Source organism: Vibrio sp. McD22-P3, from assembly GCF_021568915.1.
GTDB classification, from domain to species: Bacteria; Pseudomonadota; Gammaproteobacteria; order Enterobacterales; family Vibrionaceae; genus Vibrio; species Vibrio mediterranei.
Genome location: NZ_JAKGTN010000014.1, coordinates 1 through 22,285, shown reverse-complemented (window position 1 = coordinate 22,285; position 22,285 = coordinate 1). Strand labels below are relative to the sequence as shown.

At 43.8% G+C, this 22,285-nt stretch carries 22 protein-coding genes and 2 pseudogenes; 7 read left to right on the top strand and 17 right to left on the bottom strand.

Annotation, left to right across the window (positions count from 1 at the left end):
- Positions 1-122 precede the first annotated feature (122 nt).
- The 3 genes from L2W36_RS16800 (at position 123) to L2W36_RS16790 (ending at position 1,925) form a co-directional block, all read left to right on the top strand.
- Entirely contained in the window at positions 123-278 is a 156-nt protein-coding gene (locus L2W36_RS16800; protein WP_006074668.1) for a DUF3012 domain-containing protein, read from the top strand.
- A 62-nt stretch (positions 279-340) separates the two neighbouring features.
- Positions 341-1,528, top strand: a complete 1,188-nt coding sequence (locus L2W36_RS16795) for a hypothetical protein (protein ID WP_236110687.1) — start codon at positions 341-343, stop codon at positions 1,526-1,528.
- A 43-nt stretch (positions 1,529-1,571) separates the two neighbouring features.
- Positions 1,572-1,925 (top strand): RidA family protein, encoded by a 354-nt coding sequence (locus tag L2W36_RS16790; RefSeq protein ID WP_006074666.1) that lies wholly within the window; start codon positions 1,572-1,574, stop codon positions 1,923-1,925.
- Between the two features lie 101 nt (positions 1,926-2,026).
- Here the strand turns inward: L2W36_RS16790 and L2W36_RS16785 are convergent, their stop codons facing one another.
- The 14 genes and pseudogenes from L2W36_RS16785 to L2W36_RS16720 all read right to left on the bottom strand — a co-directional run.
- Positions 2,027-2,428 carry a DUF4345 domain-containing protein gene (locus L2W36_RS16785; RefSeq protein ID WP_236110686.1) on the bottom strand — a complete coding sequence of 134 codons (402 nt, stop codon included), beginning with the start codon at positions 2,426-2,428 and terminating at the stop codon, positions 2,027-2,029.
- 99 nt (positions 2,429-2,527) lie between these two features.
- Complete coding sequence (gene ureG / locus L2W36_RS16780; protein WP_063604960.1) at positions 2,528-3,151, bottom strand: urease accessory protein UreG; 624 nt, start codon at positions 3,149-3,151, stop codon at positions 2,528-2,530.
- Between the two features lie 29 nt (positions 3,152-3,180).
- Positions 3,181-3,891: an urease accessory protein UreF gene (locus tag L2W36_RS16775; protein ID WP_236110811.1), complete on the bottom strand. Its 711-nt coding sequence runs from the start codon at positions 3,889-3,891 to the stop codon at positions 3,181-3,183.
- A 33-nt stretch (positions 3,892-3,924) separates the two neighbouring features.
- On the bottom strand, positions 3,925-4,506 hold the full coding sequence (locus L2W36_RS16770) for a HupE/UreJ family protein (protein WP_236110685.1): 582 nt from the start codon (positions 4,504-4,506) through the stop codon (positions 3,925-3,927).
- 41 nt (positions 4,507-4,547) lie between these two features.
- Positions 4,548-5,000 carry an urease accessory protein UreE gene (gene ureE / locus L2W36_RS16765; protein WP_236110684.1) on the bottom strand — a complete coding sequence of 151 codons (453 nt, stop codon included), beginning with the start codon at positions 4,998-5,000 and terminating at the stop codon, positions 4,548-4,550.
- A 34-nt stretch (positions 5,001-5,034) separates the two neighbouring features.
- Positions 5,035-6,738, bottom strand: a complete 1,704-nt coding sequence (gene ureC / locus L2W36_RS16760; protein ID WP_236110683.1) for an urease subunit alpha — start codon at positions 6,736-6,738, stop codon at positions 5,035-5,037.
- A gap of 31 nt (positions 6,739-6,769) precedes the next feature.
- On the bottom strand, positions 6,770-7,105 hold the full coding sequence (locus L2W36_RS16755; protein WP_236110681.1) for an urease subunit beta: 336 nt from the start codon (positions 7,103-7,105) through the stop codon (positions 6,770-6,772).
- Between the two features lie 10 nt (positions 7,106-7,115).
- On the bottom strand, positions 7,116-7,418 hold the full coding sequence (gene ureA / locus L2W36_RS16750) for an urease subunit gamma (RefSeq protein WP_006074658.1): 303 nt from the start codon (positions 7,416-7,418) through the stop codon (positions 7,116-7,118).
- 34 nt (positions 7,419-7,452) lie between these two features.
- Positions 7,453-8,376, bottom strand: coding sequence for an urease accessory protein UreD (locus tag L2W36_RS16745; RefSeq protein ID WP_236110679.1), 924 nt, complete (start codon positions 8,374-8,376; stop codon positions 7,453-7,455).
- Positions 8,373-9,068: an urea ABC transporter ATP-binding subunit UrtE gene (gene urtE, locus L2W36_RS16740; RefSeq protein WP_006074656.1), complete on the bottom strand. Its 696-nt coding sequence runs from the start codon at positions 9,066-9,068 to the stop codon at positions 8,373-8,375. Before urtE ends, L2W36_RS16745 begins: the two co-directional genes overlap by 4 nt.
- Position 9,069: 1 nt before the next feature.
- Positions 9,070-9,921: an urea ABC transporter ATP-binding protein UrtD gene (gene urtD, locus L2W36_RS16735; RefSeq protein WP_236110678.1), complete on the bottom strand. Its 852-nt coding sequence runs from the start codon at positions 9,919-9,921 to the stop codon at positions 9,070-9,072.
- Positions 9,918-11,066, bottom strand: coding sequence for an urea ABC transporter permease subunit UrtC (gene urtC, locus L2W36_RS16730; protein ID WP_236110674.1), 1,149 nt, complete (start codon positions 11,064-11,066; stop codon positions 9,918-9,920). Before urtC ends, urtD begins: the two co-directional genes overlap by 4 nt.
- 14 nt (positions 11,067-11,080) lie before the next feature.
- Positions 11,081-12,706 (bottom strand): urea ABC transporter permease subunit UrtB, encoded by a 1,626-nt coding sequence (urtB, locus tag L2W36_RS16725; RefSeq protein WP_006074653.1) that lies wholly within the window; start codon positions 12,704-12,706, stop codon positions 11,081-11,083.
- A 100-nt stretch (positions 12,707-12,806) separates the two neighbouring features.
- Positions 12,807-13,352 (bottom strand): annotated as a pseudogene (locus tag L2W36_RS16720) (transporter substrate-binding protein); the annotation flags it as partial.
- Between the two features lie 89 nt (positions 13,353-13,441).
- Between L2W36_RS16720 and L2W36_RS16715 the strand changes: the two are divergent.
- Genes L2W36_RS16715 through L2W36_RS16700 form a run of 4 tightly spaced genes read left to right on the top strand, consistent with a single transcriptional unit; the run spans position 13,442 to position 19,205 of the window.
- Positions 13,442-14,527 carry a tyrosine-type recombinase/integrase gene (locus L2W36_RS16715; protein ID WP_236110672.1) on the top strand — a complete coding sequence of 362 codons (1,086 nt, stop codon included), beginning with the start codon at positions 13,442-13,444 and terminating at the stop codon, positions 14,525-14,527.
- Position 14,528: 1 nt separating this feature from the next.
- Positions 14,529-16,730, top strand: coding sequence for a hypothetical protein (locus L2W36_RS16710; RefSeq protein ID WP_236110671.1), 2,202 nt, complete (start codon positions 14,529-14,531; stop codon positions 16,728-16,730).
- On the top strand, positions 16,730-18,637 hold the full coding sequence (locus L2W36_RS16705; RefSeq protein WP_236110670.1) for a hypothetical protein: 1,908 nt from the start codon (positions 16,730-16,732) through the stop codon (positions 18,635-18,637). Before L2W36_RS16710 ends, L2W36_RS16705 begins: the two co-directional genes overlap by 1 nt.
- Positions 18,630-19,205 (top strand): hypothetical protein, encoded by a 576-nt coding sequence (locus L2W36_RS16700; RefSeq protein WP_236110669.1) that lies wholly within the window; start codon positions 18,630-18,632, stop codon positions 19,203-19,205. Before L2W36_RS16705 ends, L2W36_RS16700 begins: the two co-directional genes overlap by 8 nt.
- 1,262 nt (positions 19,206-20,467) lie before the next feature.
- Here L2W36_RS16700 and L2W36_RS27530 read toward each other — a convergent pair.
- The 3 genes and pseudogenes from L2W36_RS27530 to L2W36_RS16690 all read right to left on the bottom strand — a co-directional run.
- Positions 20,468-21,030 (bottom strand): annotated as a pseudogene (locus L2W36_RS27530) (Tn3 family transposase); the annotation flags it as partial.
- Between the two features lie 156 nt (positions 21,031-21,186).
- Positions 21,187-21,630 (bottom strand): hypothetical protein, encoded by a 444-nt coding sequence (locus L2W36_RS16695; protein ID WP_236110668.1) that lies wholly within the window; start codon positions 21,628-21,630, stop codon positions 21,187-21,189.
- A gap of 84 nt (positions 21,631-21,714) precedes the next feature.
- Positions 21,715-22,158, bottom strand: a complete 444-nt coding sequence (locus tag L2W36_RS16690) for an Lcl C-terminal domain-containing protein (protein ID WP_236110666.1) — start codon at positions 22,156-22,158, stop codon at positions 21,715-21,717.
- Between the last annotated feature and the right edge of the window lie 127 nt (positions 22,159-22,285).

The following is a 22,285-nucleotide window of genomic DNA, read 5'->3' as shown; positions in this document are numbered from 1 at the left end:
ATGTTCCACAGTTCGGTACGAACGTATTGTTACTGCAACCACAGTGACCCAAGCATGACTTACCTTTGTTTTTTGAGTTACAATCCCTTTCAATCTGACATCTTCAGAAAAACGAGGGAATGATGAAGAAAATTGTATTGATGTTTTTGCTCACTTTACCACTGATGGCTTGTACTGAAGTCGGCAGCGAAGCGTGGTGTAAAGACATGAAAGAGAAACCAAAAGGCGACTGGACAGCGAACGAAGCAAGCGATTACGCTAAACATTGTATCTTTTAGTCAAGCTAACTGAACCAAAGTAGCCTTAGATAGTCCCATTAAAAAAACAATGGGACTTCAAAATGATACGTTCACTTATTGTCACCTTAGCGTGGCTCTCCTTCTCTACTCATGCCGCAGTTAAGTATCAAATAACTACTCACGACGCCGACCCAAAGCAAATCACAATTCAGGCGGATACCTCTGACATTGGAACATTCCAACTTTCCAAGCCACGAACCACCAGCTCGTCAGATCTCTCTGACATCCGTTGCCTCTCCAACAATGAACAAAGTACAACCGTCAGTTTTGACTCTCCTATTTCCTGTCGCCAAATATCCTGGATTGTCAGATTTGAAGCAAAAACATCTGACGAATTCGAACCTGCACAACAAGTTAATACCTATGAGCCAAATGAAGGCTGGCACTTTTTGAGCGAATGGAACTCACTGCCCACCATTCAAGGGCAAGACATTGAAGTTTGCGACCCAAACAACTTCTGCAGCACAATGCCTCACTCAGATCAGCCGCCTCTTTTTGTGGTTTGGGGTATGCCTTATGAGCGTATGAATATCGGTTCTTCTACCGTCGTAGTGAAAAGTAATGCCTTGCCACTACTCAAATCTAACAGTTCATGGTTTCAAAACTTAACGCAACAGTTAGATTATCTAAGCACCGTCTTTAACGACAAACAACCGCATCAGTGGCAGCTCATCTATTTCTCTAAAGACAAAAGCCAACGCAATGTTTCAGGTGCGGCTGGATACAATATCCTCTTAAGCAATGTGCTCACTGACAAGGGAGCTTTTGCCAAGGACAGTATGTTTCACCTTGCAAAAGTGACAGCCCATGAGTCCGTACATTTCATGGGGTCTCGCTCATTACCCGTATGGGCAGAAGAGGGATTAGCTGAATATTACGCTATCAAATCCCTACAATTTACCGACTTGAGCAACAAACCTTCGCCCGTCGAAAATTGGGGAAAGGCATCGAAAGAGTTTCAGCACCTTGGAAATGTAGGATTGATAGAAGCGGGTAAAAAAGTATCCATCGAGAACGACATGCAATATTACCCGTTGTTTTATGTTAAAGGTCCCGCGTTCTGGCAAACGCTCGACGAGCAACTACAAGCGAATCAAAGCTCTCTCGATACACTCGTCCCATTGTTACAAACAGGCAACGACTTCAACCTTCCCGATGCCTTTGTAAACCATGTCATCGGTATTATAGGAAATGATAAGTGGCAGGAAATTAGCTTAGCCTACTTGTAACTTTAAAGTACAATACAACGTCTTTTTGATATGAGAAAAAACCATGACAATCAATAGAATAAACCCAAGTAAACGTTGGTCTGATATCACTGTATTTAATGGAATCGGTCACTTTGTGGAAGTCGCAGAAGCGGACACCTCTGCCGACGTTAAAGGTCAGACACAACAGATTTTCGAACAAGCAGAACAGATGTTGACGCAGATGAACAGCGATAAATCACGCATTCTATCCGCTACCATCTTTCTTACTGACTTTGCCAATTTTGATGCATTTAACGAAGTATGGGATGAATGGTTTGCTGAAGGCACTGCCCCAAGTCGAGCATGTGTGAAAGTTGAGCTCGCAGACCCTAACTTGCTGGTTGAGATTGCGTTTGTTGCAGCTGAGCGTCAGTGATCATCAAATAGGTAAACGATTCAGTTGCCATTTGAAACTAACGCCCACCAACTGAGAGCTAGCATAATAAGGAGAGCTAAGACTCTCCTTATTATCCGCAACTATTTAAAGTAAAACCTCCGCTTTGGCAGCTTCCAAAGAATAAACACTCCCCATAGCGTGAAAAAGGATTCTGCAAGTAGGTACAGCAGCATGGTGTCGTTGGGTTGAAACTCGATTGCAATACCAACCGTGCGAGCTAGTGCCATAAAGCCGGCCAACAGCGTGGAAGCGACCACCGACACTTTCAGTGTTTCGTTTTTTATGACGAGCAGAATGAGAATGATACCGACTGCGACAGACATACCTCCGTATGTTGCGCGAACATCAATGCTGGCAGAATAAGAAAATAGAGCGCTATCGGTGACGCGTTCGAATAGAGTATTGGGAGAGAGTGTAAACAAGACACCGTAACCAAAAAAAATCAGAGCCGTAATCCAGACCATCAATTTTGCTTGTATCATAAAAGTCCCGCTAGAGAAGCTAACTATCAGAAGTGTAAGTCACAACTCTCAATAATGCGGGATTTTCGTTTTGCTCTTGGTTATTAAGAGAGCGGATTCTTAACTATGAAACTCAAGCATACCTTGTGTCAAAATGAAATCGATGATGGTATCTAGCCCCTTGCTCTCTTTAAGGTTAGTGAACACATAAGGCTTCACAGGACGCATTCTTTGCGTGTCTTGTTCCATCACTTCAAGTGAAGCTCCAACATAGGGGGCAAGGTCAATCTTATTGATAACTAATAGATCTGAACGCGTAATACCAGGGCCGCCTTTACGGGGAATTTTTTCTCCCTCCGCTACATCAATAACGTAGATGGTAAGGTCTGCAAGTTCTGGGCTAAAAGTCGCACTCAAATTATCGCCACCACTTTCAACAAAGACCACATCAAGATTTTTGTGGCGCTTTGCCAACTCCTCCACCGCCGCAAGATTCATCGACGCGTCTTCTCGGATTGCTGTGTGGGGGCAACCACCGGTCTCTACACCAATAATCCTATCGGGTTCCAGTGCTTCTGCTCGTGTCAGGATCTTGGCATCTTCTTGGGTATAAATGTCATTGGTTACTACGGCGATATGTAACTTATCGCGAATCGCCTTACAGAGTACTTCTAGTAGTGCTGTTTTGCCCGAGCCAACAGGACCGCCAATGCCAATTCGTAATGGTTGTTTGTAACTTTCCATAGTCTTTCCTATCTCCTCCGCTGTTTCGTCTAAGAACGAAACAGTCTGGTATATTGTGTTTCGTGTAGGCTGCTGGCGATGGATACCGCGGGAGTAAAGCTGCCAATCATCCACTCTTCGGTCGTCTGTGCAATTGCTAATGTTTCAGCAAATTGGTTTGATAAATTGATAAGTGCCAACTGTCCATCGGTCTGACCTAGTGGCACCAGTTTAACGCCAGCCATCACCAAGTTTTCGGCCCAGCTCCATAGGTAGCCTTTCTTCAATTCGGCTAACTCGATATTCCAGTACACTGCAGCGACGCATAGTCCGAGAAGCTGTGTCGCTGGGTAGTCACTGAGTTCAATGTCTGGTAGTTCAACGTCCAGACGCTTGAGTAGCGTATTCAAAGCAAGGCCACGCTGCTTCTCTTCTGCCCGTAACTCTTTGGTTTCTCGACTGCTGTAGATGCGTTCCGTAAGCCGCTGTATTTGTTCGCTATCTTTTGACTCTACCGCCGCATACAAACGTTCAATGATGGGCAGTTCCAACGTCGCAACACTGTTAAACAGCATATTCGCTAACCAGGTTTCCATTGATTCGCGATTTGTTACCCAGCACGCCTCTACCGCCCACTCTAATCCTTGCGAGTATGTAAACCCGCCAATCGGCAGTGATGGGCTTATCAGCTGAAAAAGTCGGTAACTAGCAACATCACCGCTAACAACGGCTGCATTTGATGTGCCTTTGTTTGACAGCATCGCGTCATCTTCTGCTGCGTTTGAGGCCATACATTAAGATGCCATTAAGAATGCAGAACTCAGCGCCACAACACCAACCGCCATCCAACGCGAAGCGACTAAATGGCCAATTTGAATTCCGACAGTCATTAACACCGTTGCACCCATCGCCATTCCCATAGAAAACTGACCAAGTGTACCTTGCGCTTCAACGCCGTGAGCGTAGCCGTGAAAGAACATCATGCCGATACACAAACCAACAGCCAGCTTCACCATTTGCTGCGATGCGCTAAATACTTGCCAGATAGCCGCACTAACGACAAACAGAGAGGCGACAATGGCCATCTCCACACCAGAGACTAGACCAAACCATTTTCCGGCGAGTAAACCAGCCATAAGAGTTATCAGTGCCCCCACAAGTAAGCCTATCTTCTGAGCTTTGCTTATCGTTAAACAACCCACCAACAAACCGAAAGCAACAAGCATAATAAGGTGATCAACACCTGTGATGGGGTGCAGCAAACCGCTGGTGAATGCCATTGAGTCGTGACCTGGATGAGCAAAAGCAAACGCTGGGGTTAAAAATGACAGCGCTGTTGTTGTCTTGAACACTGATTTGGCGAACTTTGATTTCATTGAATATTCCTTTTCTTGTTATTGGGCTTAATAGATATTAATTAGTGATGATGGTGATGACCGCCACTCTTGCCGCCGTATGCCCCACCTTCCGGCTCGAACGGAGCAAGCTCTACTGAAACGGTGGCGCCTAACCCTTCGACCATTTCATCCAGCACATGATCATGTTGGTAACGAACCCAACCAAACTCGACTTGTAGCGGTACATGTCGATTGCCTAGGTGATAAGCAACGCGGGTTAGCAGATGTAGGTCACTACAATAGATGGAAGAGACCTTTTCCGGCGCAGCTTTAACTTCTATGACTAAGCCGCAGCGGCTTTTTAATTGCTCACCACCCCGCAGAATATGACCTCTGGGCAAAAACAATCCTGCATCACGACCGTCATCGAGAATCACTTTCAAACGGCTCTTGATTCGACTGTCAATCGGCAAGCTTAAGAAGGCATGGGGCCGAGTCGTGGGTTTTTGGGTAATTTCTACTAGCTCTATCACTGTGTTGTCCTCAATGCTTAACTATCTGTTTTTATTAAAATAAGAAGTAGCGCTGCGCCATTGGCAGTACATCCGCTGGTTCACAGACCAACAATTCGCCATCCGCTCGGACTTGATAAGTCTGGGAGTCCACTTCAATATTTGGCTGCCAATCATTCAGCTTCATGTCCGCCTTACTGATGGTGCGACACTGTTTAGCTACACCGATGACGCTACCCAATCCGAGTTCCTCAGCTATTCCAGCGTTTTGTGCCGCTTGAGATACAAACAACATCGACGTGTGCTGAGAAGCCTTTCCATAGCTACCAAACATCGAACGATAGTGAACAGGTTGAGGGGTAGGAATCGAGGCGTTAGGGTCTCCCATTGGCGCCATAGCAATCATGCCACCTTTAAGAATGACACTTGGTTTTACGCCAAAGAAAGCCGGTTTCCAAAGTACCAAATCAGCCAACTTCCCTACTTCAATTGAACCAATTTCATGAGCCATACCATGGGTAATAGCAGGGTTAATGGTGTATTTGGCGATATAACGCTTCAGTCGGAAGTTATCGCTATAGCTTGAGTCTTGCGGCAAACTGCCACGTTGTACTTTCATCTTATGCGCGGTCTGCCATGTGCGAGTAATCACCTCGCCAACTCGTCCCATCGCTTGTGAATCTGAGGCGATCATAGAAAACGCCCCAAGATCGTGAAGAATGTCTTCCGCGGCGATCGTTTCGCGGCGGATACGCGACTCAGCAAAAGCAACATCTTCTGCGATCGAAGGGGAAAGGTGATGGCACACCATCAACATGTCCAGATGTTCATCCACCGTATTTACGGTATAAGGTCTGGTTGGATTGGTAGAAGAAGGCAACACGTTAGACTCCCCTGCCGCCTTAATGATATCTGGCGCATGACCACCACCCGCCCCTTCTGTGTGATAGGTATGAATAACTCGGTCACCAATCGCCCCTAACGTCGATTCAACAAAGCCCGATTCATTCAATGTGTCAGTGTGAATCGCCACTTGCACGTCCATCTCATCCGCGACGGTCAAACAAGTATCAATAGAAGCAGGTGTGGTTCCCCAGTCTTCATGCAATTTTAAACCAACCGCACCTGCGGCTACCTGCTCACGTAATGCCTCTGGCTGACTGGCATTGCCTTTCCCTAGCAAACCAAAATTCATTGGGAATTGGTCGAGGGACTCCAACATACGATGCATATTCCAAGGGCCCGGAGTACAAGTTGTCGCGTTAGTACCAGTATTCGGCCCGGTACCACCACCGATCATGGTAGTAACACCAGATGCAAGCGCTTCTTCGATTTGTTGCGGACAGATAAAGTGGATATGTGAATCAATGCCCCCAGCGGTAAGGATTGAGCCTTCTCCTGCCAACACTTCGGTTCCGGGGCCAACAATAATATCGACACCGGGTTGAATATCGGGATTCCCCGCTTTACCAATCGCTGCGATACGGCCGTTTTTCACCGCCACATCGGCTTTAACGATTCCCCAATAGTCGAGGATCAGCGCGTTTGTGATAACGAGATCTGGCGTTTGACTGCTAGGCAATTGACTTTGCCCCATGCCATCACGAATGACTTTGCCACCGCCAAACTTAACTTCATCACCGTATACCGTGAGATCTTTTTCAACTTCTAACCAAAGATCAGTATCCGCTAAACGAACTCGGTCACCCACCGTAGGACCAAACATCTCTGCATAGGCTTGCCTAGAAATACTCGCCATTATTCTTCCTTGTTGTTTTGAGTTAGGCGTCTTATAAACAGCCCATGACCTTACCTTGAAATCCGTAGACTTCGCGTTTACCCGCAAAGGCAACCAGCTCCACTGTACGTGATTGTCCGGGCTCAAAACGCGTTGCTGTACCGGCGGCAATGTTTAAACGAAATCCTCGCGTCACTTCACGATCAAAGCTGAGTGCATTGTTAACTTCGTAGAAATGGTAGTGAGAGCCTATCTGAATCGGACGGTCACCAAGGTTTTCAACGGTCACCGTTACTGTATCTCGCCCCGCATTGAGCTTAATATCGCCTTTTGCGGTTTCAATTTGTCCCGGAACAAAGCCCGAGTACTTTGCTGTCGACGCTGCCATAACTCCCCCGCTAAACAATTGGTTCGTGGACAGTGACGAGCTTGGTCCCATCGGGGAACGTGGCTTCAACTTGCACATCAGGAATCATCGAAGGTACTCCTTCCATAACTTGGTCAGATGTGAGTAAAGTACGTCCGAAGTCCATTAATTCTGAGACAGTTTTTCCTTCACGTGCCCCTTCTAAAATGGCACTTGAAATAAACGCTACCGATTCAGGATAGTTAAGCTTTAGCCCTTTCTCTTTACGCTGTTTTGCCAACATCCCGGCGCAAAAAATCAGCAGTTTGTCCTTCTCTCTTGGGGTTAATTCCATTTAATAACCTTATGTCGTGAATATTGAATTTAGATCAAGTTGCCCAGATTCTTGGAGGCTGAGGACAGTCGCCAGTCCAATGCTCGCGAACCAACTGCCAGATCTTTTGGAAGCACGCCAAGATCACTTCGCTCCAGTTTCCCAATGCACGAATAACCAGTAAATTTTCCAACTGGCTCGCAGCAATCAACACTGCACCTTCGTTGTGTTCTTGTTGCATGTTATTGAGCAAGGTCTGTACCAATTGGTAAAAATCCTCATCATCAATTGAAACGTAAACCGTCCCCATCATTTGATAATTCAATAAGCCTCTACTTTTCAATAATTTATCATTACCACGAACATTCAAACCTTCAGTCAGTAGCAACTGCTTATCAAGATAAACCTCTGTTTTTCCAAGCAAATGACCTGCACTATATCCCTCATTTAGTGCAGGCCGCCCAAAACAGTGCATTTCCCAGCCCAAAAACTGTGCACCACGCTCCAAATGGATTTCGGTATCAAGACGGACGTGTGCATCAGGAAAAAAGATGTTCTCTTGCGGTAGCCACTCCAAGCGAGAGCCGCTAGCAACATGCAATGTCTGCTTTTGCTTGGCGTATTTAGATTCCGAACGATAAAATTTGGTCGCTCCTGGGGTGGTAATAAGTGATTTGGCTCCTTGAATGGCATGCACACTGATCTGTAGAGTGTCTCCACCAACGACTCCTCCGGGAGGATGGAGCAAGTAGGTATGACAAGGGTTGCCCTCTGGATACAGAGGGCGCTGAATGGCGAGTGGACCTTGTTGAGAGCGGTGTTTTAATACCGTTTTATCGCCGCGATCAATAAAGGTTAAGTCGAGACTCGCTTTCCAACCGAACTGAGTGTGAGCATCTATTACTTGTCCAAGCTGACCCTGAACCGCACTACTTGGATTGGCGTCTATCGTTTGTTGATTTGTCGCTGGTGAACTCATACTGTGAGGTACTCCTTAATTAACGCATCGTCTAGGGTCGACATCTCACCCGCCGCAACTTGCCTGCCACGATCCAGAATGCAGAATTGGTCTCCTACTTTTCTGGCAAAAGGCAGTTTTTGCTCCACCAGCAATACTGTTAGGCCAAGCTTTTCATTCAACATTCTAATGATGTCACCAATCTCCTGGACGATATTGGGCTGTATGCCTTCGGTAGGTTCATCGAGAATCAACAGTTTTGGGTTAACGACCAAAGCTCTACCAATAGCTAGCTGTTGCTGCTGACCGCCCGACAAATCGCCACCGCGACGATGTAACATCTCTTTCAAGACTGGGAATAAATCGAAGATAAATTCAGGAATGCGTCTATCGCCTTTGTCACGAATCGGCAGACCAACTTCGAGGTTTTCTTGAACGGTCAACATGGGAAATATCTGTCGACCTTGAGGAACATAACCAATACCCATACGAGGTCGAGATTCTGCGTCATGCTTAAGTAGCGACTCTCCGTTTAATTGAATATCTCCGCTTGAGACTTTCACAAGCCCCATAACACACTGAAGTAGCGTGGTTTTGCCCACGCCATTTCGTCCCATCAGTACGGTGCACTTACCCTTCGGAATCGACATGTCCAAATCCCACAAGGTATGACTTTCACCATAAAACTGGTTCAATGACTGGATCTGCAACATATTATTCCCCTAAATACACTTGTTTTACTTCTGGATGAGATTGCACTTGATCCATGGTTCCTTCAGCCAAGACATGTCCTTGATGGAGCACAGTTACGTGACTGGCAATAGAACGAACAAAATCCATATCATGCTCTACCACGACCACCGAGTGTTTACCCGCCAGCGAGTTCAATAGCTCCGAGGTGCGATCCATTTCTTGATGAGTCATGCCTGCTACAGGCTCATCCACCAGTAACAACTTGGGGTTTTGCATCAGCAACATGCCGATCTCTAACCATTGCTTTTGTCCATGCGATAAGTTGCCAGCCGTTAACGTGGCATGATCTTGCAAATGAATCAGCGTCAAGACTGACTCTAACTTGTCCTTTTGCTCGCCAGACAGTTTGGCAACAAACGTCCCCCAAACCCCGCGAACGCCGGACATAGCCAACTCTAAGTTCTGCCAGACGGTTAGACATTCAATAACGGTCGGTTTTTGGAACTTTCTACCAATGCCTGCATTGGCAATTTCAGACTCGTTCATTTTTAACAAGTTAATATTAGAGCCCAACCAGACTTGCCCTGTGTCTGGCTTCGTTTTGCCCGTGATGATGTCCATCATGGTGGTTTTTCCCGCACCATTGGGACCAATGATGCAACGTAACTCCCCCTCTTTGATATATAGGTTGAGATCGTTGATGGCCTTAAACCCGTCAAAGCTTTTGTTGACCCCTTCCACGTACAGAAGGACGTTATGACGAGTATCAATTAGGGGGTGATGATCCGGTTTTAAAAAAGAGAACACTTCGTCTCGACGAGTCAATTCTTGAACTGAGCTTTTCAGTTGTTGGGCTCGATGCAGCGTCGTCATACTGTGACCTCCTCTGCCTTAGTTTTCGGGTTAGATGCCTTTTTGCGGATTTGTTGAACTTTGTCGGAGAAGAAGCCAATCAAACCTTTAGGGAAATACATCGTTGAGAGGACAAACAACCCACCCAACGCAAACAACCACACTTCTGGAAACTCGACCGTAAACCAACTCTTTGCATAGTTGATCACCAATGCCCCTACAATGGCACCGAACAAGGTAGCGCGACCGCCAAGGGCAACCCAGACAACCACTTCAATGGAGTTGAGAGGTGCAAACTCACCAGGGTTAATGATGCCCACCTGTGGGACATATAAAGCGCCCGCAACACCTGCTATGACTGCCGATAACACAAAGATCCAAAGCTTGATACCATCAACGTCATAGCCCATAAATCGGGTTCGTGACTCAGTATCACGAATCGCCATCGAAACACGCCCTAATCGGCTACTAATGATGGTTCGACAGACCACATAACTCACCACCAAAGCGATGCCAGTAATCATAAATAGCGCAATTTTGGTGGCATCCTGCTGTAAGCTAAAGCCCAAGATGTCTTTAAAGTCAGTGAGACCATTGTTGCCACCAAACCCCATCTCGTTACGGAAAAAAGCCAGCATTAATGCGTAGCTCAAAGCCTGAGTCATTATGGATAAATACACGCCCGACACACGAGAGCGGAAAGCGAGATATCCAAATATATAAGCCAAAGCACCAGGCACCAACACTACCATCAAACAAGCAAACCAGAATTGGTCAAAGCCCTGCCAAAACCAAGGGAGAGCTTGCCAGTCTAGAAACACCATAAAGTCCGGTAAAATAGGATTACCATAGACACCCCGATCACCAATTTGACGCATCAAGTACATGCCCATGGCATAACCACCTAAAGCAAAAAAAGCCCCGTGCCCAAGACTCAAAATCCCTAGATAACCCCAGACTAAATCCACAGCGAGCGCCAACATGGCGTAACTGAGATACTTACCCATAAGTGAAATGGTGAAGGTTTCAACATGAAGTGGGTGACCTACTGGCAACAAGGTGTTCGCCAGTGGCACGACAACAACAGCAACTAAGAGAGCCAGAATGGTAAGCTGACCACCCCTATCTCCCCTTAATGCCGATAGAACAAAAGATTTAGATTGCATAGTGTCAGTTATCCTTAACCTTCAGCCGCTCGCCCGCGCTGTGGAAATAAACCACGTGGACGTTTTTGAATGAACAAAATGATGAATACCAATACCAAGATTTTGGCCAATACCGCCCCAGCCCAAGGTTCAAGGATCTTATTGAATAGGCCAAGGCTTAATCCCGCAACGAGCGTTCCCCACAAGTTACCAACGCCACCGAACACCACCACCATAAACGAGTCTATGATGTAGGCTTGTCCCATATTCGGGCCCACATTGGTGAGCTGGGATAACGCCACTCCTGCCACTCCTGCTACTCCAGACCCTAGCCCGAACGTCAAGGCATCCACTCTCTCGGAGCGAATGCCCATTGCTCTCGCCATAGCTCTATTTTGTGATACGGCCCGAACCTGCAAACCCAGTGGGGTTTTCTTAAGCACCATCACCAAGCCGATAAACACCATGATGCAGAACAAAATGATGTAAAGACGGTTATAGGTAAGTGACAACATTGGGTTGACTTGCAGCGCACCTGACATCCAATCAGGTGTGCTCACTGAGCGATTAAGTGGAGAGAAAATGGAGCGCACAGCTTGCTGCAGGATCAAACTGATCCCGAAAGTCGCTAGCAAGGTTTCTAGTGGTCGACCGTAAAGATGACGAATGACGCTTCGCTCAATGGCAATACCTACTAGTCCAGAGACAATAAACGCCATAGGGATAGAAAGAATCAGCGCTAGACCAATTTGGTTTGGCATTAACTGCTGCATGACATAGGTGGTGTAAGCACCGATCATAATCAGCTCACCATGGGCCATATTAATCACACCCATCACACCAAAGGTGATAGCTAACCCGATCCCTGCGAGTACCAAAACCGAGCCTAAGCTGAGCCCGAAAAATACCGTCTCAACCCCTGAGTAGAATTTTTGACTCTGTTGATAGCGGTCTAATGCGCGCTCTGCTGCACTGCGCACGAGTTCGTCACTCTCCGTTTTCAGCACTTGATTAAGCGTTGATAACACTACCGATTGTTTGTAGTCAGATAGAACATCAATGGCGGCAATCCGTTGCTCAGTGGTGTTGCCTGTTAGAGCTTCATCAATGGACAGTGCGAGACGCAACAGGCTTGCAATCTCTTGTTCCGTTTCAATACTGGCTCTTTGTTTAAGACGGGAGATAACTGCATCGTCGGTTTGCCCCACTAATGCCGTTACTGCATTTAAACGAATCGTCGCATCGGCATGATCCAACCCGAGCGAGGCAATTTCTAAACGAATTAAGCTCCGTAGCTTGTTGTTCACCCGAACTTTTTTGAACTGGCGAGAAGACTCGACAGCGAGAGTAGTATCGCTCCATGCACTGACGACTTGAGCCGCATTGCGGATATCGCTTGATAGAAATAATTGTTGGTATTGGTCACTCGATTTGTCATTGAAATAATACAGATTGCCATGTAGCCAAGCGGTTAACACAGATTTAGCGACGTCGCTGGGTTCGTGGTCCACGAGCCAAGACATCGCCGCTTGTTTTTGAGGGGTGCTTTTTCCTATGAGCACTTTTGAGAAAGACTCTCGGTCACTTACGTTTGCCAACGCGACATTCGTACTCAAAATTAAGAACACGACCACTTTCAATAATTGAGTTATGTTTTTCATGAAATGCGTCCTTTGCGTTGCCCTCTCTTGAAATACATTGAGGACAAGATCTAAAAGGTGCTTTCACGAGAAACCGTGAAAGCACCATACCGTCTAGCAACTAGTTTGCGCTTCCTGAGCACTTACCAGTTTCGACGTTGAACGCACCACAAGAAAATGGTTTAGACCAACTAGAATAGAGCTTTGCAGATTCTGGCAAGAAGTTTGACCATGCATCACCAGCCACTAAGCCCGTAGTTTCCCAAACGATATCAAACTGCCCGTCGTCTTGAATCTCACCGATCAAAACAGGTTTGGTAATGTGGTGATTAGGTAGCATAGTCGAGTAGCCCCCAGACAGATTCGGCACCGAAACACCAATTAGCGCATCTTGAACTTGTTCTGCATCCGTCGTACCCGCATTGGTTACCGCTTGAGTCCACATATTGAAACCAATGTAGTGTGCTTCCATTGGGTCATTCGTCACTCGTTTGTCACTCGCGATAAACTTCTGCCAAGTTTCTACAAATTCTTCATTTGCCTGCGTGTCGACACTCATAAAGTAGTTCCAGGCTGCCAGATGCCCGACTAACGCCGACGTATCCATCCCAGATAGCTCTTCTTCACCCACTGAGAATGCGACTACGGGAATATCCTCCGAAGATAATGTAAATGTATTGATAATTCAAATAATGTTGACAAGAACTTAGCACCACCTACAGTGTCAACATGGACGAGCTTACATAAGGTATAGTAATGATTATAAATGTATCGAAAGTAAAGTATGCGGGTATTCATAAAAAGTCGTCATTGATTTTTAGTAAGGATGGTGACCTTCGTGCTGTTCCCACTATGTATTTACTAGATCTATCAATATTCGGCAGTTCTATAGAAACGGTAAAGAATTACGCTTATCGTTTAAACGCATTTTTTGAAGTGTTAGATAACTCATCTATTCATTGGAAAGAAGTTCGGCAAGAACATATTGACGTTTATGTTAATCATTATTTAAAGCAAACCCTATCGCTCAAAGAGCAGAGTATAAATGGACACTTTGCAGCGATATCTGGATTCTATAAGTATGCGTGGGAGCAAGGTTTTGTGTCCGCACCAAGAGTTTATCGTTGTGAAGTGCTTGATGATGACACGGGTAGAAAAATGAAATCCATTAATGATGACCCTTGTGATTTAATCAAAAAATACATTCCCAGGGACAAAATTTCTTTACTGTTAGAGCATGTAGATTATAAATCAGATTATATACAGGAGCGAAATGAGTTGATCCTAGGGATTGGATATCATATGGGTCTGCGTGCTGAAGAGGTTATAGACCGAAGAAACTTAAAACTATCTAAGTTACTTAATCTAGATACGGGTGAAATCAATAAAAAGATAAGCATTATTGGGAAAGGTGCAAAACCTCGAAAGGTCAACATTCCTTTTGCCTTGCAAGAAAAAATAAGTACATTCATTCATGGCAGAAGATCGAAAATTGAAGGCGATCTACTGATTTGTGGCCGTGAGGGTAAAAGTTTAACGAGAGGAACAGCCTGCTATGTCTTCCAACGAGCCAAGTTACACAGTCAAGATATATTTTTCAATAATCGTACGTTTCACTGTTTACGTCATTCATTTGCTACAAACTTGGTTATTGATTGTTATAGCAAAGGCTATGACCCTTGGGTCGTGGTTCCAGAACAGATGGGGCATTCGGATTATACAACGACATTTAATTATGTCTTTTTTGAGGCAGTTTTAAATAGTCGACACTCAATTCTACAGAAACTATCCGTCAAAAAAAGAAGTTTTGAGCAACTGAACAAAGTCAGAAATGGTAAATGAAATGAATAGTTTTAATATTAACGAACATAAAATCGCAAACGTTCATTACATCGACGCGAACCCATATCGCTTCACTTATGTTCGAGACTCAGATGTTAATGATGACACTACCATTGCACACCTTGATATACCAATAGAACTGAGAGATGCTGGTTTGTTTGAAGCAATTGCTGCTTTCTCAAAAACTCGAAAATTTACTGCTTTTGCTTCAGGACATCAACAGGCATATAAATCTCTACTTTGTTTACTAATTGATTGCTTTAGTGGCAATCCCAGCTTGATACAATCTTTTGATGATAGAGCTATTTCAGTCCATTTCATGAAGTATCTCAAAAGTTCAAACAAATCTTCAAACCGAATTAAATCTGTAATTTCTCTTGTTCGTGTGGTACTTGAGTATGCCAATGATGAGCTGGGTTCATTTAAGAAAAGTCGTCATTACAATCCGTATTTGGCTCAGCTTTTGGCTAACTTACCTAACGTCAAGGTGACGGAAAAAATACCCAAAAAAACGTTATCAGATGTCTTTGACACAGACTATACAGACGAAGAAATTCTTATCTCTTTGCGCAATGTACTCACTTGGTTTTTAACAAGCATGAGCGATATTAGAAAACGTTACCTCGCAGTTAATCACGATATGGCAGTTGATATATTTCACACATTAGACAATGGTAAATTAGCGCACTCCAATTCTGTTATGAAGATGGATGCTAATTCTGGACGCCACTCGTGCTTTACATTAAATCAAACCAACGGGTATCACCTTAGAGCTTTGCTTGACTTAAAATGCTCTATGGTTAATGAAATCGTCTTTTATTCATCTCGTTCATTTCGCAAGAAACTGATAAACAGCGAACTATACAACGTCTGGCAGATTCGTAGGGAACTAGAGGCAAATTTTTTCAAACCAATACACAAGCGCTTTGTAAAGGGTGATGTTGATCGTACTAATTTTTTACGTAATAGACATAAATCTAAGCTGATGGGTAATAAAGTGATAGCCAGTGTCAGAAACCATACATTGCCGATCGGATTTATGTTTACATCATCATTAGCAGAACGAAAAGCTCTCGCCTGGCTGCTGGCCTCAGACCGGGTTCAACCATCAGGGTTTGACTATATCCAATTTAGTGACGTGATGCTCGATGGATTTAATCAGAAAAATGAACCTAATAAAATTCAATACAAATACGGTAAGGGTCGAGCAGGTCGTCCCTTTGTTACGCCTATTTATAATAAACACGAAGATGAGATATTTGATGTTTACTATGACTTTTACCAATTGAGAATGCGCGAGGATCAGTATTTGTCCGCTGTAGAACGTATGGATTATTTGATGCCAAATCGTTATGGAAAGTTGCATCAAGCACCGAATGCCATCTGTCAAACGACCCACCTCCCCTTAATTTTGCTTGGCGTCAAGGGGACGGAAATGCAAAAGCGATGCCTGAAGGAGGTAAGTAATGCTCAGCCATTTTTGGATATTCTAGAACAATCGGTCACCCAATCGACTCAATGGCGAGATCAGCGGTCAATATATAAAACACATGGCACGCCACCTGTTACTGGAAGAAACTTGCCTATATCGATGGACGTTATTGCTCAAACTCGTGCTGTTATGGAGGAGGACGAGTTTGATGACGCAGCTGTATCGGCAGAGTTATGCGCTCATTCTGAAGAAACTCATCAAGCTGTTTATGTAGACCGTTCAGATATATCTAAAAAGCCTGAAGCTGAAATCTATTCATTTGGGGCTAATGTTGGTAGTAAAATGTATGATTTGGCCAAGAAAATGGGAGACTTAGTCGATCGTCAACCTACCGCAAGCAAAACGTTGATACTTAGTGAACTAGGGCTTGAGCATGGTGTTAGTAAAACATTAGAGGGCTCTAGCGAGTTCAATGATTTGCTTTTCAAGGCTCAGCAAACAGGATTGGGAACAGGTTTGGTTGGAAGTATGAATACCTCATCCGAAACTCTGATTGTTCAAGACCCGACTATAGCAGCCATTATCATTTCATTTGGTGATCACCTAGACCGAGTTAAATCGAAACTGGATGCAAGCTCAGTTGAATTTAAGTTGTTGGTATCTCATCAATTGTATCTAGAGAGCCTGTTAGAGCGATTTCATCGTAAAAATATACAGTTAGCAAGAGAAATTGCTCAAGATTTAAAGTTGCCATATCGGAGTAGAATTTAATGAACAATGATAGTGTGGGGCTTAAAGTCGCTAAAATCGCTAGTTTGGATCTCATTTCAGCGCACACCGCTCAACCCATAAATTCAATGGAAGACTCTGAATGGTTCATTATTGACGAAGTAGACTTAGAGGAGCTAAAGATAAACTGGTCTACATTAGGTATTAGCGAAGAGCGAGAACATTTTGCAAAAGAATACATACGCGCATATTTTGGCAAAGGAAACGTTAGTTCTGGCTTACTCTATGGGAGGCGTAAAACCGTTAAAAACACTGTTTCTAAAGTGAAGTTGATTTTAAATGCGATAGACAAACTTTATGGCACTCATTTAAGCGTAAGTAAGCTAAGCCTGGATGATGTTAATGCTATTCTCATTGAGCTAATAGAAAAAAGTAATGGTGAGCTTTGGTCATCAGGTTTGGCTAAGCAATATTTGTTAGATATTAATCATATGAGTACCTTTTATAATCAAGGACTGATGATTGATGGAATTGCCTTCTCAATGCCACGCAACCAAGTTGTTTTAGCGATGATGAAAGATTTCGTTGAATCAAAGAACATTGATTTTATCGAATGGACGGCAGGTGGTACATGGAATACGTTGACTGTTGATGTTGCGTTGTTAGTTTTGGATTATCACATTAAAGTGATTGAAAGTCCTATAGTTAAGTTCTTGATAGAGTATTTCGATTTTCAACGTTCTACTGACAAAATTTCTCCCGAACTTTTTGCTCGCTCTTCCAGCAATATCATAAAAACCACCTTTTCAACGGACTTCAGGGTCGCGTGCAAAGACGTTAAAACCAAAGACAAGTCGCAATGCACATCCAAGTTACATCAGATAGCTCGAATATTTTCAAAGCTTGGCTATCTTTCTGACATTGGAACTATAAGAAAAGGAGTGACGCTCGGATATGTTCATAAAGAAGCGAAAAAAGTAAAACGCTCCGCGCTTTTTGTTTTCAAGGCGTTAACTGGTATTCGTCGGTCAGAAGTTGCAAGCGTAACAAGCGCAAAAATTACGTCAAAAGGCGAACAATACTTTTTTGAATCCTCTTTATTTAAAACTAATCATGGCATTAAAATTGTTCGCTCTATATCAAGACAAGCCGTTGTTGCAATTGAAATTGCAAGCAAGCTAAGTTACTTAAAGCTAGGTAGTAACGAGTCCCCTTTCACTGCAAAATCGCTTCTCCCTTCAAGTTTTGACCAGGACGGTAAAGAATGGAGCCCCATGAAGCGAGAGGATATATCAATCAAAATATCTAAGGCTTATGATGATTGTATTCGCAGTGACCCAGAGCGCTTTAGTAGTGCTCCTCCGAGAATATCTGCACATGCATTGAGACATGTTTTTGCAGCAATCGCATTACGTTGTTTTAAGGGGAACGTCCGAGATAGCATAAGAAGGCACTTTGGTCATTCTGATCGTGATAGATTCACCCAATCATACGTTTACGATAAACTCACGGATGACATTGTAAACGGCACAGAAAGTCAGTTTTTAAAAGATTTTGTCAACTCCGTTGGTAGTGATGATGAGTTTTACATGCTTGTTGCGAAGCGTATCCGGGAAAAAGTTAATGAAGATCATACTTTCAAAAGCATAGGTGAGGTTTCGGAATATTTCTCAAATCAGGTTCTTGAGGCGATTGAATTTGGAGCACATGAATTCGGTTATTACATACCTTGGGATAGTAAAGATAAAAACGAAGTATTCTTTGATCAACACCATTTAACACCTCAATCTTCTGCCGAAGATCTTACTCGAATTGGTATTTCACACCAACATCTGATGGAGCACTGTAAGAGCGAAAAAGTAAAAGAAGCGTCACTAAAAGTCGTGAGGACGTGTGAAGCCATGCTTGATGAGTTAAACGTAGATTTGGATGACTTGCTTTATGAGTAAATTTGATATTGGTAATTTTCGCACAATTTCAAAGGCTGAGGTAGAAGCGACACCTCAGTGGGTAATAGAGTCTTCACAAACTGTTCAGGATGCATACGCTCATGTTGGGAAGATGTATAGTAGAATCAAACATCGTATTCAAAATGAGGTTGGCGATATTGCAATAAATGATAGAAAAATAGTTTTGTCACGAGTCGCTCATGCTGCAGGAGTTGATCGCAGCTATATTACAAAACGTCGAACACCTCTACTTTGTAGACATATCGATGAGTTGAATGTTCAATTGGAGCTGTATTTCAATAAGTATGCCAAGAAGAAGCCAAAAGATAGTAAATCAAAAAGAGCTTTGGCGGCAGAGTTAGCTAGGTATAAGAAACTATATAAAGATGAAGTCGATAAAAACTACAGTCAGGCTTTAACAGATGCTTTGAATTCAGAGCTATCTGAATCGAGCCGTCGATTGGTTGCTAAAAACCAGGAATTAATAAGAGATAACCAGGAACTGCAAGATAAGGTATCAAACCTTACTAACAAGTTGAGAACACTTTCCATTAAAAGGATTGACTAATATGGTAAATGGTTAGGCCAGAGCGAAAGAAAGCCTTAATGCGTATCTGGCCTAGGAAAAGACACAGGCCAATAATGATTTTGAGCTAATCCTCTTTAGAAGACAAACGTCGCGATGAAAGGATCCTTCCATCTCTGACCGACGACGCTAAATCGAATAGGGATTACTCTAAAGCCTACGGCAACACCGCAAATCGCCAATGTTTCGACTTAAAACGTTTGTCAACATTAGATGCTCAGAATATAGAGTAAAAAGATAAAGTTGAAGGGATGGAAACGCATGGCGAACTGTGTGAAGTTTTGTTTGAAATGGGTGTAATATCACGATGCATATACCAATATATTTAAACGAATGGGAGTGGTGAGTATTACGTCACCATCAAGGTTCATCCCAAACTTATTCCTGTCCAACCTGAACCGGGACAATATTATGCAGTGCATGGTGTACGGGAAGTCAAAGACGTCTAAATAGGCGATTATATTATGCAGTAACACACCTATTAGTCACCCAAGCACATCGAATACACATTTCCATCGACAGATAAGTAGTTAATTCGCTTTATTGTCAATAAAATAGGTTTCTAAGGTAGAAATGAAACCAAGGCGAGACCCTTCGGCTACTCTTAGGTAAGGACTTTGACGCTGCGTTGAGTCAGATACCCTTGAATCCAGAGAACGTCTTGAATTGGTTCTGAGCGACGATTCGCTTGATGCCTTGTTTAAAGGGTATGCAACATACAAAAAACTGCGGCAATGTAACTAGATAAGCGAGCACAACATCACTGCAAGCTTGCAGCAACGGCTACACAAGGCAAATAACTGATGTCCCACTTCCAAAGCTGAATTGGTTTACAGGCTTTTTGTACTTTTGGTCGAGAAAAGTTTATAGCAGTTTTGATATGATTTCGCTGACCTAGCTGGTTGTTTGCTTTAGGCACCCTTAAAAATGTAGATTCGGAAGCAATGTAACTTCCTTCATCTACCAACATTGGAACAATAATAGTAGGAGGCTCGTGCTTCCGAGAAGGTTGACACATATCACCAGTAACTTCACCAGAGTTCCGTGTCCAACACCGAACCATTCGTATAGATAGCCCTGCGATGGTACACTTTTTTTGCCAGTATGCGTACAGCTTCATCAACAATTGTGACAATTATAAGCCGCTCTATAATAGGAATTTATCTTCCTCGCTATTTTTCCAGAGAGCATGGAACTTTTCCCGCCAAACCAATAACGCAGCCGTTTTAGCAATTCTTCTGTGAGACATATTTAAATTTGGCGTATCGTGGTGCGAATTGGTAACCAAATAAGTCAAGGATCACAAAGTTGATGTTGTTGACCCTATGAGTATCGGTTGCTAACGCTTTAGGCTGAATATCGCTGCTATTGTTATAGAACAAATCAAAAGCATGATGTCTTTCATATTAATTAGCTGAAATGATCTTGGTGTTGATAGGCACATGGTTTGACACCAACGTAAGGGCGGATACCCCTTTACCCTTACGGAAGTATTTTGCTGAAAATCGAGCTTTGAATGTATTGATACGGCAGGCATGCTTTTGACCATCAAGATTACCAAAGGGGGACTCATTGATTGTGTAAGTTTAAAGATAGGAAGTTTTGCCAGCGAATCTGAAATCACATCATTGGCATCGCTTGTCGTCTCCGGCCGAATGTGCCTGTCATTTACGGCTCTCAGAACACCAATGGCTCGATCAGATATCGATGACATATGATGCAATCCATAATTTGAGGCATTGCCAAAGATACAAGCAAGTAAGTCTTCTTCTCTCGCCTTACTCCCTAGCTTCTTAGTTCCGATACTTTATGTTGGCCTGAGACGCAGAATGCGTAGTTCGTGTTGCTCGGATTGTTGCTGTTGGCGTTGCCATTGTTGAGGTTCACGTTGTAATAGTTAGAACCAGCGCGACATTGTCGCTATGTAACTTGTTGATTTTCCGAGAACCATCTTATTAAAACGTTATATCGTTTGCTTGACAGAAATCAACAACCATTCTGATGAAGAGCTTGAAGCTTTCGTCATCGTCACTTTAGTGACGATTCCTTCGGGTAAAAACAATCGAACATATCGTCGATTTAACAGATGAGCACACTGCTCTTGCCTCCACGACTCCCATTCCAAAATATCGATGATTATTTCTAACTCAATATCAGCCTCTGCCCCAATGCCAATTCCAGCTTGCTTTAATGATTCTATAGGAAGCCCACCATACAACACCTCTCTTCCATTCAATTTCTTAACCTTTTTCCTTAACACCTTCAATGTCGGTAATTGGTCCTGTTTAGATACCCACTGATGCCAACCAAAGAGTGATTGCTCATAGAAACGTACAAACATCCCCTCTTTTATGCCAACAATACGTTGACTGTTTTCAACCAATGCTAATTTAGTTTCAATATTCACTTATCTTCTCCCCTAAAAAGTGCCAGATGCAACTCTGACACTTCAAAAACTAAAATTAAAACCTTAAACTCTAAACACTAAACTTTAAGGATTTGAGACGCAGGATGCGTAGTCCGTGCTGCTCGGATGGCCGCTGTTGACGTCGCCATCGTAGAGGTACACGTAGTAATAGCTAGAACCATCAGGAGTCGCCGACCAATAGCGGCTGGACGGCCAACCGCGCGCGACAAACATATCACCATATGCGTTGTATAGCTCCACTTTTAACTCGTCTCTTGTCGCTAAACGCCAATTCGTCCGTCCGCCGAGACTCTGGTTGTTGTAGATATCGCACAGTGCATTTGAATTATCCCAGTTGAATTTGTAAAAATTACCAGCTGGGCCTTGACTTCCGCCCTCAGTTGCAACACCGTTTGTATCACCACCGCCAATGCTGTCTAGATAGGCCACCGAGGGTGAATTGGTAAACAACTTACCGCTACCTGTATCGAGGAGATCAATACATGAGCCCGCTAAGCTACTACACACAGTCACGTCCACCTGGTAACTGGTCACGCCATCCTTTGAGGCCGTGAGCGTCGTGTTACCCACCTCAACCGCAGTCAATACACCAGTTGGTGACACGGTAGCCGTAGCCATATCGGCAGGTGTCCAC